The sequence below is a fragment of the Hoylesella loescheii DSM 19665 = JCM 12249 = ATCC 15930 genome, assembly GCF_000378085.1.
GTDB classification, from domain to species: Bacteria; Bacteroidota; Bacteroidia; order Bacteroidales; family Bacteroidaceae; genus Prevotella; species Prevotella loescheii.
In genome coordinates this window covers 1-14,150 of sequence record NZ_KB899218.1, presented here as the reverse complement: position 1 = coordinate 14,150, position 14,150 = coordinate 1, and the positions used below count along the sequence as shown (strand labels likewise).

At 47.7% G+C, this 14,150-nt stretch carries 9 protein-coding genes, 1 tRNA gene and 1 pseudogene; 7 read left to right on the top strand and 4 right to left on the bottom strand.

Going from position 1 to position 14,150, the window contains the following annotated elements:
* Positions 1-99: 99 nt before the first annotated feature.
* Positions 100-4,992, top strand: coding sequence for a RecQ family ATP-dependent DNA helicase (locus F453_RS0109710; RefSeq protein WP_018967849.1), 4,893 nt, complete (start codon positions 100-102; stop codon positions 4,990-4,992).
* Positions 4,993-5,474: 482 nt separating this feature from the next.
* Here the strand turns inward: F453_RS0109710 and F453_RS0109700 are convergent, their stop codons facing one another.
* Positions 5,475-6,263, bottom strand: coding sequence for a porin family protein (locus F453_RS0109700; protein ID WP_018967847.1), 789 nt, complete (start codon positions 6,261-6,263; stop codon positions 5,475-5,477).
* Between the two features lie 6 nt (positions 6,264-6,269).
* Positions 6,270-7,388: a PCMD domain-containing protein gene (locus tag F453_RS0109695; protein ID WP_025790020.1), complete on the bottom strand. Its 1,119-nt coding sequence runs from the start codon at positions 7,386-7,388 to the stop codon at positions 6,270-6,272.
* Positions 7,389-7,630: 242 nt separating this feature from the next.
* Between F453_RS0109695 and F453_RS0109690 the strand changes: the two genes are divergently transcribed.
* From F453_RS0109690 to trpS, 6 genes are all read left to right on the top strand, one after another.
* Positions 7,631-7,894: a hypothetical protein gene (locus F453_RS0109690; protein ID WP_018967845.1), complete on the top strand. Its 264-nt coding sequence runs from the start codon at positions 7,631-7,633 to the stop codon at positions 7,892-7,894.
* On the top strand, positions 7,882-8,151 hold the full coding sequence (locus F453_RS0109685) for a Txe/YoeB family addiction module toxin (RefSeq protein WP_018967844.1): 270 nt from the start codon (positions 7,882-7,884) through the stop codon (positions 8,149-8,151). The genes F453_RS0109690 and F453_RS0109685 overlap by 13 nt, the downstream gene beginning before the upstream one ends.
* A gap of 661 nt (positions 8,152-8,812) precedes the next feature.
* Positions 8,813-10,087 carry a glycosyltransferase gene (locus F453_RS0109680; protein ID WP_018967843.1) on the top strand — a complete coding sequence of 425 codons (1,275 nt, stop codon included), beginning with the start codon at positions 8,813-8,815 and terminating at the stop codon, positions 10,085-10,087.
* The gene (locus F453_RS0109675) at positions 10,084-10,869 is read left to right on the top strand and encodes a glycosyltransferase family 2 protein (protein ID WP_025790021.1); all 786 of its coding nucleotides are present in this window, start codon (positions 10,084-10,086) and stop codon (positions 10,867-10,869) included. Before F453_RS0109680 ends, F453_RS0109675 begins: the two co-directional genes overlap by 4 nt.
* Before the next feature lie 139 nt (positions 10,870-11,008).
* A tRNA-Val gene (locus F453_RS0109665) sits at positions 11,009-11,083 on the top strand.
* A 249-nt stretch (positions 11,084-11,332) separates the two neighbouring features.
* Entirely contained in the window at positions 11,333-12,316 is a 984-nt protein-coding gene (trpS, locus tag F453_RS0109660) for a tryptophan--tRNA ligase (RefSeq protein ID WP_009237693.1), read from the top strand.
* Between the two features lie 275 nt (positions 12,317-12,591).
* On the opposite strand, the pseudogene F453_RS14595 reads toward trpS, so the two are convergent.
* Together F453_RS14595 and F453_RS0109650 are read right to left on the bottom strand one after the other, a co-directional pair.
* Positions 12,592-13,382, bottom strand: a pseudogene (locus F453_RS14595) (IS256 family transposase); the annotation flags it as partial.
* Position 13,383: 1 nt separating this feature from the next.
* A partial coding sequence (locus F453_RS0109650) for an IS982 family transposase (RefSeq protein ID WP_018967840.1) occupies positions 13,384-14,150 on the bottom strand: 767 nt, incomplete at its 5' end.

Genomic DNA, 14,150 nt, shown 5'->3' with positions numbered 1-14,150 from the left:
CATGGCAATGAAAAGGTGTGGTTAGCCATATCCCTGTGTGTCAGGGACTAGCGAATGGCAACCAATAGCCTGCCAAAACCGTTACCATCTTACTGACTTATGGCATTATGGAACAGACTTTGGGGAGCAAAACGCAACGAGGATGCAGCAGACATCATCGGGAGTGAAGGTGTGCCACAAAGCAACACCCCTCTGCGTTATGCCTTTGTGGATGCAGAAGTGGGAGAGAAAAGCCATCAGGTGCACGACATTGGGGCGTTGCGAAGTGATGGGGCAATCTTCCATAGGGCCTCGAAAACTGAGTTGTTAAGCTTTCTTGGCGATGTTGATTTTGTTTGTGGGCATAACATTGTGCACCACGATGCTAAATATCTCTTTACCAAGGGAGAGGCTAAACGGTGGCATTTGGTAGATACGCTTTATCTTTCGCCGTTGCTTTTCCCTGAACGTCCATACCACAAGCTTGTGAAAGACGACAAGCTAATAGTGGAAGAACTGAACAACCCTGTTAATGATTGCGAGAAAGCTAAGGCGTTACTCGACGACGAAATAGCCCATTGGCTGGCATTACCAAGCCACAAACGCAGTGTGTTTACCTCGTTGTTGTGGGGGCAAAGTGAGTTTGAAGGGTTCTTACGCATGGTGGGCGCAGAGCCAAAGCAAACCAACGTGCCCCAACTAATAGTCGAACACTATGCCGAAAAGATTTGCGGTAACGCCCCTTTGGCAGACGTCGCGGCTAAATATCCTTGCGAACTGGCTTATGCACTGGCGCTTATCGACACCACCGACCAGCGTTCGGTTACGCCAGGATGGGTGTTGTACACCTATCCAATGGTGGAACATGTGATGAAGCTTTTGCGTAGCACGCCTTGCAAGCAAGGTTGCCAGTATTGCAACGCCCATCTGGATGCGGTAAAGGGGCTTGAAACCTACTTTGGTTATCACGAATTTCGCACCTACGAGGGTGAACCGCTACAGCAACAAGCCGTTGAGGCTGCTGTAAAAGGGCAATCGTTGTTGGCCATTTTCCCCACAGGCGGTGGCAAGTCGCTCACCTTCCAGTTACCTGCACTTATGGCCGGTTCGGCTGTACATGGACTAACGGTGATTATTTCGCCCTTGCAGTCGCTCATGAAAGACCAAGTTGACAATCTTGCCGAGCGTGGAATAACCGACGCCGTTAGCATAAACGGCCTGCTCGACCCCATAGAACGCTCCTTGGCTATCGAGCGCGTGCAGAACGGCGATGCCTCGTTGCTGTATATTTCGCCAGAGATGCTGCGTTCTAAAACCATTGAGCGCATATTGTGCATGCGCCATGTGGTGCGCTTTGTGATAGACGAAGCTCATTGCTTGTCGTCGTGGGGCCAAGAATTTAGGGTGGATTATCTTTATATAGGTAAGTTTGTGAGCTGGCTTCAAAAGCAACGGCTGAACCAGCAGCCTATTCCTATATCGTGTTTCACGGCAACGGCCAAGCAAAAAGTTGTGCAAGACATCTGCGACTACTTTCGTCAGACGATGGATTTAGAACTGGGGCTGTACACATCATCAGCAACAAGAACGAACCTGATGTACAGCGTGATACACACCGAAGACGATAATGACAAGTATTTGAAGCTTCGCGCGCTGATGACGGCAAGCACGTGTCCTGCTATTGTGTATGTGTCGCGTACCAAACGCACAAAAGAGCTGGCCCAACGACTTACTCGCGATGGCTTCGAGGCACTGCCTTTCAACGGAAAGATGGAGGCCGACGAAAAGACAAACAACCAAGAAGCCTTCATGAACGATAGCGTGCGCATCATTGTTGCTACCTCGGCATTTGGTATGGGCGTAGATAAGAAAGACGTGGGATTGGTGGTTCACTACAACATATCCGACTCGTTGGAAAATTATGTTCAAGAGGCAGGACGCGCCGGACGTGATCCAAGCCTTAGCGCAAAATGCTATGTGCTGTATAGCGATAGCGATTTGGAGAAGCATTTCATTATGCTGAACCAAACAAAGCTTAGCATTAACGAGATACAACGGGTGTGGAAGGCTGTGAAAGATCTCACTAGGATGCGCATGGGGGTGAATTGTTCGGCCTTGGAAATAGCCCGACAGGCAGGTTGGGACGATTCGGTGAGCGATGTTGAGACGCGTGTGCGCACTGCATTGTCGGCCTTAGAAGAGGCTGGTTTCCTGATTAGGGGAAACAATGTTCCACATGTTTATGCCACTGGCATCACTGTTTGTAATATGGACGAGGCACGTAAGCGCATCGATGCCTCGATTCTCTTTGATGAAGAGGAAACCGAAAAGGCCGTGCGCGTTATAAAATCGCTCATATCAAGGAAGAATACGGTGAAGTCGAGGGATGCCGAAGGCGAAGCTCGAATAGACTATTTGGCCGACACACTAGGTATAGCTAAGGCTGAAATCGTGTCGGTGGTGGGGCGTATGCGCCAAGAAGGTATCCTAGCCGACACCAAAGACATGCTTGCCTACTTGTACGACAGTGGCGAAACTGAACGAAAGTCGAATGCCCTGCTCGACAAGTTTGCCAAGCTAGAACGCCACATCCTTACCCAATTGCCCCACGACCCCTTGCTTACAACCTATAAGCAGCTTAATGATAATGCCGTGAACCACGGCATCGACCAAGCAAAAGAGAAAGATATACGCACGTTGCTCTACTTCTTAACCATCAAGGGCTACACGCGCAAGAAAGAAAATGCGGCGCATCATGTGGAGTTACGCCGGATGGTTGAGGCAGATGTGTTGATGAAACGCTTTGAAAGGCGGTTGCATATATGCCGCTTTGCGGTGGAATGGCTGTATAAGTTGATGCAGAAAACAGGTCCAGAAAATGCGCCAAACAAGCCCGTGACATTCTCGGTGGTTAGTTTGCTCAACGACATGAAGGCTCAAGGAGGGTCACTCTTTGGCTCGTTTGCCGACTTACAGCTTGAAGAGGTGGAAGAGTCATTGCTCTATCTCGCTAAGATTGGTGCACTTAAGCTGGATGGTGGGTTTCTTGTGATATACAATGCCATGAACATTAAGCGCGTGAAAGATAACCGGGCGCGATTTAGTAAAGACGACTATCGCGTGCTTGATGAGTTTTATCGCCAGCGAATACAGCAGATACATATCGTGGGCGAGTATGCAAATATGATGGTGAAAGATTACAATGCGGCGCAACAGTTTGTTAAAGACTATTTTCAAATGGACTATCGCCGATTTGTTTCTAAATATTTTAAGGGCGAAAGAGTGAACGAGATACAGCGAAACCTTACCCCAAGGAAGTATAAGGAGCTGTTTGGCGAACTGTCGGCATGCCAAAAACAAATCATAACTGATAAGGATACACGTTGCATCGTTGTTGCGGCAGGTCCTGGAAGTGGAAAAACGCGGGTGTTGGTGCACAAGTTGGCCTCGCTATTGCTACTTGAAGATGTGAAACACGAACAGCTGTTGATGCTTACTTTCTCGAGAGCAGCTGCCACCGAGTTTAAACAACGGTTGATGAAGTTGGTGGGTAATGCCGCCCACTTTGTTGAGATTAAAACCTTTCATGCCTATTGTTTCGATCTGCTTGGTCGAATAGGCAACCTAGAAGACGCCAAAGATGTGGTGAGAAAAGCTGCCCAAATGATTAACGAAGGTGAGGTTGAGCCCAATAAAATAGGTAAGGCGGTGTTGGTGATCGATGAGGCACAGGACATGGGAGAGGCCGAATTCGCCTTGGTTGAGGCCTTAATGGCGCAGAACGAGGACATGCGTGTGATTGCAGTTGGCGATGACGACCAGAATATCTACGAGTTCAGAGGCTCTAATTCGGCATACATGCAACGCTTGACACACGTCGAGGGGAGTAGACTGATAGAGATGACGGAGAACTATCGTAGTGATATGCACCTCGTGACCTTTGCCAATGATTTTGTGAAAGCTATGCCTGGGCGAATGAAAACAGCGCCAATCACTGCCATCTGTAACGAAAATGGCTGGGTGGAGGTGGTTCATCATCAGACTAAATACCTTTACCAGCCTGTGGCAGAAGAGTTGGTGCAACGTAAAGATGGTGGAACAACCTGCTTGCTAACCCAAACAAATGAAGAGGCGGTTATCATGTTGGCTTTGTTGAGACGTAAGGGCATAAATGCAAAGCTGATACAATCGTTGGATGGATTTAGGTTTTGGAACATGGCGGAGACCAGATATTTCTTGCGGAAGCTAGATAAACGTGGCCAAACGGCCATTATCCCCGATGAAATTTGGCAAGAGGCCAAACAGAAAACATACGAGACATACGCGAGAAGTGAAAGCCTTGCATACTTGAAACGATGCATAGAGGTTTTTGAACAAACCAACAGGGAGAAGTATGCAACCGACTTTAAGGAGTTTGTATTCGAGTCGGCTGTGGAAGATTTTTGTGATGTCTCGCGTGCAGACGTTGTTGTTAGTACCATCCACAAGGCTAAAGGTAAGGAGTTTGATAACGTTTATCTGCTTGTGGCAGGGCGTTACCCGAAGGAATCCATACTGTTGCGCCGTTATTATGTAGCCATAACTCGGGCGAAGAAAAGGTTGTATGTGCACACCAACGGCAATTGTTTCGATAGGTTAACTGCAGATAGGCACACTTCAGACACCAAAGATTACGTCATGCCCGATGAGGTCGTGCTGCAATTGTCGCATAAAGACGTGTATCTAGATTACTTTAAACAACGCAAGGCAGATGTGTTGGTGTTGCGTGCTGGCGATGAATTGTTGGTAGAGGACAATGTGCTGTACACACCCAATGGGCACAAGCCTGTGGCCATGTTGTCTAAAGGTATGAGCCAAACATTGCAGATGTGGAGCGGAAAGGGCTATGATGTGCATGGCGCAAAGGTGCGGTTTGTCGTGGCATGGCGGCCCAAGGATGCGGAAAAAGGTGATGAAGAAACGGCTGTGGTACTGGCAGACCTGCGGTTAGTGTCGAGAACTAAGTTTGAATAGTGATGAAAAATCTAGGTAAATGAATGCTGGGTAAATTTATCTTTTATTGAACTATATAAGGAAGGAGTTGGTTATTTTATGCGTGTATTTAAAGAATATTCATGGTTATACCTTCTGTCTGTGCTTTTTACGATCGTTTTTTGCTTCATTGCAGGAGAGACCATGAAATGCGATTGCCCCGATTGGTTACCCGTGGGGTTTGTCGGTTGTGCCTGTGTTGCATTATTGGTGCAATTGTATTATCTGATCAATGCGGTTCGAATGCGCGATTGGACAGCCGCTATGGTTGTTGTTGGGTTAATCGCTCTCTCGTCTTTGATTGGACTTTCGCTGCTTATACTAGCGTTATCTGAAATGCTTAAAAGCGCATAACGTGGCCCAGTTAAGTGGGCAACAACGTAAAAGCCGCCACGAATAATCATCGTGACGGCTTTTGCTTGCAGACTTAATCCTGCTTGTATGACTTTTTGTTATGGGCAAAATTAGAAGATATAGCCAAACCCAACATTCATATATATGGGGTGCATGGTAAAGGTAATGGTGTGGAAATCGCTTTCGAAGATGTTGTTAAAGCCGTAGGTGAGGTCGGCATTAACCGTGAAATGCTTGAAAGCACGCCACGAACCGCCCATCTGAAAGCCCCAAAGCCAGCGTCGAAGGTCGGTAGAGAAGTTGTAGGCAGCTGTCTTTCCGTCGGTGAAACTAACCTTTTCGCCCACGGGCGACCCACTACGCAGATAGCCTTCGCTAACGAAACCCGAGAATTCACCATCCATTCTATACGATACATACAGGCCTGCGCGCAACTTCCAGCTGTCGCCCAGCTTGTATGCACCTAGCACGGGCAGTGTAACGAACGAACTCTTGTACACCGTGTTCACGTTGCCCGTCCAGTTTCCGGCCACGCGCTGCCCGCCGTCTATAATCTCCATGCCATAGTTTTTCACTGTGGCGCCGGTCTGCATGCCCTTCTCTTCAAGTCGTAGACCGACTGTTACGCCAAAGTTTCGGTTGCAATTCAGCCATTTGGTCATCATACCTGCGATACTTCCGTTAAACTTCGGGCTGTAACTGTTTATCTTCCTTATCTCCTTGGGCAGTGGCATCGGACTGGCGCCGCCTATGTTAACGCCAGCGCGCACTTCGTATTCCCACCCGTTTTTCTCAGATTGTATCAGGCTTTCGTTGCGTTCGTTCTGTGCAAAAACCGTTGTGGCAGGTGCAAAGGCCACGAAAGCAAGGGCCAATAGGATATGTTTTCTTTTCATCATTAAGCTTTATTCGTGAAACAATTGCATCTCGTCTACCCACAATGTGCTACCAACGGCACCGCGGAAAAAGGCTCCGCCCTGGCTGGAAGACATCACAATGGCCAAGTTATATTTGCCATTGCGCAGCTTTTCGGGGTCGAGCGTACGTCCCGCAACTGGTTCGAAAGTCATGGAGAAGTGTGTCCACTTGTCCGTTGGCTTACGTTCCTTTACTTGTGCAATCATCACAATGTTGGGATGCGTTTTGATATTGGTGCCGTCTAGATGGGGAACCTCCTTCGTGCTCTCGTACATCACGGCGTAAATGTCGAACGTATCGCGCTCGTTTGGCAACACCGTGTTGTTCTTATCGGTAAAATCCTTACCCGGTTGGTACTTATAATAGCCCGATATGGCAACGGGTTTGCTGCGATAGGGTAGACCGAAATGGGTGGATTTGGCCATGTTTATGATGTTGATTTGGAAGTCGCCCAAGAACAAATTGCCTGCTGCGAGTGGCGCGCCAAAACCAATACCGATGGGTCCAGTGCTTCTTGTCACTAGCTTTGCACACTTCCCCACATACCCTTCATCGTCTTGCATGGTGGGATAATCCTTTGGCGAGGCATCGGCGTTCGTTATCATGAAGCCCGCATTGCCGCTGTTCCACTCAATTTTTGAACCGTTGGCAAGCTGTTCGTATAGCTTTTCAAACTTTTTAATTTCCTTGCCCGTGTTTTCATCCTTATATATATGATAGTCTAAGCCCTCGAAATGATATGCCGTTGGCACGTCGTTAGAGATGAAAGTCACAGTGTATGTCTTCTTCCATTGTCCGTCTTGCGAAGTAACGGTGTACTTTTGTGGTGTGGTGAAGTCTCTTTCTGTTCCGCTGGCAGGCGAAATGGTTGCGCCAGGGGTAAGTTCGAAGCGTGGGGCAAGCTTGCTTCGGTCTTCCCATCCATTGACATAGAGGCGCACTTCATCGTTGGTTATCACCGGTTCGCGTATTAGCAGGTTGCCATCAAGCTGAAAAGCAGTGATGTCTGCTTCGGTATTGAGCGCTTCTTCGCGTATGCAAGCCGTGGAAATCGTTGCCAACGCGAGGGCGGCAACAATGGCTTTAAATGGTTTTAGAAATGTCATAAATGCAGTATTTGTTAATGTTTCGTGGCATGGGGCAGTGCGTTGCCCAACCCAACGTTTCTTGCCAAAAGGCAAAACACACTGCAAAAGTACGACTATTATTTTAAAATGCCGTGGGTTTCAGTGGGATTATGATGGTGAGTGATCTATATTCACTGGGGCAGAAAACACAAATAACGGCATGAGATATTGGAATTTAGGAAAGGATTGTTTATCTTTGCTTTTGGTTAAATATTGAAATCATGCAAGTTATAACAATGCGAGAGTTTACGGCCAATCAAGAAAAGTATATGGAATTGGTGGATAGCGACGTTGTAGTTGTCGCTAGAGAGAACGCACGCCCTATTATCATTCGTGTCGCTAACGATGAAGACAACCTCTCGGAGGCTGAATTGAGAGCCATACAGAAGGGTCTTGAAGACATTAAAAACGGTAGAACGTACAGAATGCGCGAAGGGGAAAGTTTGACGGAGTTTTTAGAACGAACTGAGGAATGTATCAGATAGAATTTTCGGAAGAGGCTAGAAAGGAACTTTTTCGAATGATGAAGTCCGACATAAAGGCCTACAAAAAGTTTGAAAGTCTTATACCTGAACTTCGAGCACACCCTTACACAGGCACAGGACATCCACACCAACTACGCCATGTAAATGGAGTTTGGTCGAGGAAATTAGATAAAAAGAATCGTTTGAGATATATGGTCAATGACAAAACAGTAGTTGTGTTCATTGTTTCGGCATTGGGTCATTATGACGATAAATAATTGCAAAACCTCTAATGTTGCTGTTATACCATGAAGTTTTATCACGATTAAGAAGGCTTTTACTATGCACAGGGTGCGGTATGTATAAGTAAAACCCGCCTATACACAAAAAAAACACGCTGCTTCTCTCAACGAGATGCAGCGTATCATTATGTTTAACTAAAAATTCTTTCTAAACAAATGAAAGCCTCACGGTTTCCATTGTCATCCGTTAAACAATCTAACAATCTACCTTAATCTAATAACTAAAAACCTAAATCTAATATTACTAACCTAAACAATCTATTAACCTTTTGACATTGCAAAGTTACGACGACTTTCACAATCCCACAATAGTTGGCACATACTTTCGTTATAAAATCGCGTTATTCTTGATATAAATCAACATTGTGTGTTCGAACACAGCCATATTAATGCTTTTTATTCGTCCTTTTTGCTGTCGTTTTGTTGCCGTTTTCTATGCTTTGGCTACGTATTCGCGCTGTTCTAGGCTCGAATATGGCCTATTTCGTATTTATTCCTTATTACACAACCCCATCTTGGCCTTTGGTGTTTGGAGATTTTTCAGTAAGTTTGCAGTGTCATAGCGATGCGCAATGCTTAGTAGGCACACCGCCAAGCACCCACCCAAAAACCAATACACATATTATATATATAGAAGATGCGAATACTGATTGTTAACACCAGCGAGCGTAATGGCGGAGCTGCCGTGGCCGCAGCAAGACTTGTTGCAGCCCTAAACAACAGTGGCGTGCAGGCCCGAATGCTAGTGCGCGACAAGCAAACCACCAATCCCGTGGTGGTAGCACTGCCCAAAAGTGTGCGCAATGGTTGGCGTTTCCTTTGGGAGAGGTGGACAATCTTTTGGCATCTACACTTCAAGCGTCGCAACCTTTTTGCCATCGACGTGGCCAATACGGGAGCTGACATCACCTCGCTACCCGAATTTAAGCAAGCCGACATTATCCACCTGTCGTGGATTAACCAAGGGATGCTCTCGCTCAACGACATCCGAAAAATCGTGAATAGCGGTAAACCTGTGGTATGGACCATGCACGACATCTGGCCTGCAACGGCCATTTGCCACCTCACACTTGGATGCAACAACTTTAAGCAGCAGTGTAGGCGATGCAAATACCTACCTGGCGGAGGTGGCGACAACGACCTTTCCACCAAGGTTTGGAACAAGAAGAAGCGCATTTACGAGAAAAGCGACATCCATTTTGTGGCATGCAGCCGATGGTTGGCCGACCAAGCACGCCAAAGCCAACTGCTACGCGGTCGCCATGTGTTTGCCATTCCCAACCCCATAGATACGCGTATGTTCACCCCGAAGAACAAGGTTGAGGCTGCAAAAATAATGAATCTGCCCATAGACAAACGTCTAATACTCTTCGCCGCACAGCGCGCCACCAATGCCAACAAAGGTCTGGCCTATCTGGTTGAGGCTTGTCAGCTGCTGGCAGCACAATATCCCGAGATGAAAGACAACACCGCGCTGGTGGTTCTCGGTGGAAAAGCCAACCAAGCTGTGCCCGAACTGCCTTTCCCCATTATCCCCATCGACTACGTTAGCGATACCTCTACCATGGTTTCGCTCTACAATGCGGTGCACGCATTCGTTCTTCCGTCGCTATCCGAAAACCTCCCCAACACCATTATGGAAGCAATGGCCTGCGGTGTGCCCTGCGTAGGATTTAACGTTGGTGGCATTCCCGAAGAGATAGACCACCAAAAGAACGGCTATGTGGCACGTTATCGCGATGCGACCGACCTTGCGCAAGGCATCAGATGGGTGCTTTACGAGGCCGATTATGCCGAACTTAGCGCCCAAGCAGTACGTAAAGTGCTGGCCAATTACTCCCAATCGGCCGTCGCCCTTCAATATATAGAGGTGTATAATCAGGCACTTGCCTTTAAAAAATGTATGTTATGATCAGCTTTTCGGTTATCACCTGCACCTATAATGCCGCCACCGAGCTGCCCCGAACACTTAAAAGCGTGGCCGAACAAACCTATCCGCACGTTGAACACTTGCTCATCGATGGGTTGTCTGCCGACAACACGCGCGCACTTATCGACCAATACGTGGCCGACATGGCCGAAATCAACACCCCACACACCATAAGGGTGAAGGCCGAAGCCGATGCGGGACTGTACGATGCCATGAACAAGGGCATCGACATGGCCACCGGCACCTACCTTGTTTTTATCAACGCAGGCGACGTTTTCCCCTCGCCGCAGACCCTCGAAGTCGTGGCCAACGCCGTGGGCGATACCGAAACGCTGCCCGCGGTGCTGTATGGCGACACCGATATTGTAGATGCCGACGGCCGTTTTCTTCGCCATCGCCGGCCCGTTCCACGTCGAGGGTTGTCGTGGCGATCGTTTAGTCGTGGCATGTTGGTATGCCATCAGGCCTTTTACGCCCTCACTTCGCTGGCCAAACAAACGCCTTACAACCTCGAATATCGTTTCTCGGCAGATGTAGATTGGTGCATACGTGTGATGAAAGCGGGCCAAATGGCTGGTCGTTCGCTAAAAAACGTGCAAGCCGTGGTGGCCAATTACCTTGATGGAGGTATGACCGTGAAGAACCATCGTGCCTCGCTAAAAGAGCGCTTTGCCGTTATGCGCACCCATTATGGCCTGTTTCTCACCCTGGCGATGCATGCCTGGTTTGTGTTGCGGGCCATTGGTCATAAACTCAAAAGCTAGCCTTAATATGGGTGTTTCATGGTGGGTTCGGCATATAAAAAGAGCGTTAAACCCACTATTGCCAAACATTTTTTCTGCAAATTGTTTGGCCAAACGCAAAAAAAGCCATACCTTTGCATCGCTTTTAGAAACAAAGCACGGGCGTTTAGCTCAGCTGGTTTAGAGCATCTGCCTTACAAGCAGAGGGTCGGCGGTTCGAATCCGTCAACGCCCACAACGCAGAAGTCCCGCAATCTAACATGGTTGCGGGATTTTTTGTTTAACGAGCGTGCGATGTAAAAAGGCCGATTGACGGGGCAGGGTAGACCAGTTCGTCAAGCCCCATTGGTTTAATTAGCCCAACAAGTCCATCACAACCTCCCGACGGACTTGCATCCCACGCCTTTTTTGCAATCTTCGCCAATTGTTGTAACTTTGCATACACATTATTAAATATCGATAATCAGCATAATCAAGCATAAAGATGGAAAAAGTAGTAAGCGGAATTAGGCCCACAGGAAATCTTCACTTGGGCAACTATTTCGGAGCAGTAAAGAGTTTCGTGAAGATGCAAGACGAGTACGAAAGCCTGTTTTTCATTGCCGATTGGCACTCGCTTACCACCAGTCCGAAGCCCGAAGACATCCAACGCAGTGCTCGTGTGATCCTGGCCGAATATCTAGCGTGTGGCATCGACCCACAAAAGGCCAAGATATACGTACAAAGCGACGTGAAAGAAACACTCGAATTGTACCTGTTTTTTAATATGAACATGTACTTGGGCGAACTAGAGCGTGTCACAACCTTTAAAGATAAGGCGCGTCAACAGCCCGACAACGTTAACGCAGGTTTGTTGACGTATCCCACTTTGATGGCTGCTGACATTCTGCAGCATCGTGCGCAGAAGGTGCCAGTGGGTAAAGACCAAGAACAGAACATGGAAATGGCGCGCAAATGTGCACGTCGCTTCAACCATATATATGGCGTTGACTTCTTTCCCGAACCGCAAAACTTCTACTTTAACACGCAAGCCGTGAAGGTTCCAGGGCTAGATGGCACAGGAAAGATGGGTAAGAGCGATGGCAACTGCATCTATCTGTATGAAGAAGACGCAGCTATCCGTAAGAAAGTGATGAAGGCTGTAACCGATATGGGGCCGCAAACGCCCAACAGTCCTAAACCCGAAGTGATTGAAAACCTCTTTACTTTCTTGCGCATTTGTTCCGAACCAGAGACCTACAACTACTTCGACGAGAAGTGGAACGACTGCTCCATTCGTTATGGCGACCTGAAAAAGCAGATTGCCGAAGACATTATTAAGACTGTTTCGCCCATTCGCGAGCGCATTAGGGAGTATAGTTCAAACACCCAATTGTTAGACCGCATCGCACAAGAAGGGGCCGAAGTGGCGCGCGAAAGTGCTAGTCAAACGCTTAAAGAAGTGCGTAAGATTATCGGGTTTAGATAAATCGCACATCCCTTACAGTGCTTCTGCACTGCAAATAAACGCCCGATGCACCTTGGTGCACAACATCTATGGGCACAGAAACCAAGCCTGCCGAACGCGGACAAGTATCGAGCGCATCGCCGCTTTATCTTGTTTACGTTCGGCAGGCTTGCTGTTTATAGGGGAATGGCGTAGCTTCTTGGTAGGAGATAGAGGTTTCACTTTGAACGCTTTGGTACTGTCTTTAAAAGTGTGTAAGTATACCTTCTACTCTATCCTCTCTTTCCATTACGCCTGAAATGTTCGTATCCCTGCAAGGATTTCATCTCTTTGTTCTCCAAGGAGAACACTTCTGCTAGTTCCTGAGCCATTGCCAGCTTGTCCTTATGGGATACGCTATTGAGTATCTGTCGCTTGACATGTGCCACGCAGAACTGGTGGGCAGCCTGCGGAAAGGCAGCACAGACGGCATTCTCTATGCCTTGTAGCGCATCGGAAACGACTAGGTCAATCCTTTCGACGCCCCTTTCCTTCAACGCCTCAAGCTCCTCTTTCCAGCATACGGCCCCTTCCGTGGGATGGTTGACTAGGGTGAGCACTTCCCTGCTTCCGTCCTCCAACACCCCCAGCATGGTATAGTAAGCCTCCTTGGATACCTGCCCGTCCCTGCGGGTGGAGATAAAGGTGGCGTCAATGTAGACGGCCAGGTAATGCGAGGACAAGGTGCGGCCGAGCCACAGCTCAACGTCCTCACGGCAACTCCTGGCTAGATGCGAGACCTGTTGCTTGCTGTAAGCGCGACCGTAGACGTAGTCGGAGATCTCGCCTATCTGCTGTGTAGTAAGTCCCTTGGTGTAGAGGAGGTTGAACAGCCTCGCACGTTCCTCGCTCTCATTGCGTATCAGGCCCAAGAGAACGGGATAGAAGTTGCCGCTGCGGCTGCGGGGAACGCGCAGGGAAAATTCAAAGCCGTGACTGTACCAACGTCGGGACGGAAACCGTTGCATTGCTCATCAGCGTTCTCGCTGACGAAAAGCTCACGCTCATGAAGCATCAGGGAATTCATAATTAACGTGAGTTCGACGAATTCAGAACAACGTAAGTTGTGTGTCAAAAGTCCTATTGAGATTGATGCACGGTTTCTTTGGAAACAGGCAATAGGCTGCAATGGCACCTAATAAGTTGACGATGAAATTGTCAAAGCATCTATGCCTGGAGTGTTCTACCTGTGCGATGTTTTTAAGTTCATCATTCACAGTTTCTATAATGGCTCTTTTTCTGAGTAACAGCTTGTCAGAAACGCTCATTAATGCTCCTTTCATGTTACTTTTCAACTTGGTAATAAGCTGTATTCCGTCAACGAAAAGCCTTTGAAAGAGGTTCTTGCTGATGTAACCTTTATCACCGACCAGCTTACCATAGATGAAATCTATGAATGCCTTGTACTCCAAAGGCTTACGGTCATCAACATCTCCCGGCGTTATCATAAAGTTGAGAAGCTCTCCTTTTTCATTGCAAATCAAGTGCAATTTGAAACTGAAGAACCAACCCATAGAGCATTTCCCTCTTTGGGCTATGCCCTTGAAAACTTTGTGAATATGTATTCTTTGATTCTTGCAGACACGCAGTGGTGTACTGTCAACAAAGCTTATGCCCGTGCATTTGCCCAGCAGGACCTTCTTGATAAACAAGGTTAAGGGTACGGCTACCTCCCTTTCCAATTCCACTAAACGGTTATAAGAAACAACATTGGGAAACAGATGGCGAAGATGCTTGCATACTTTTTCAAGATAGAAATGCTTAAAGCAGTGATAACCGGAAGCATGGAAAAGAATCATTATCAGCATGACTTCGG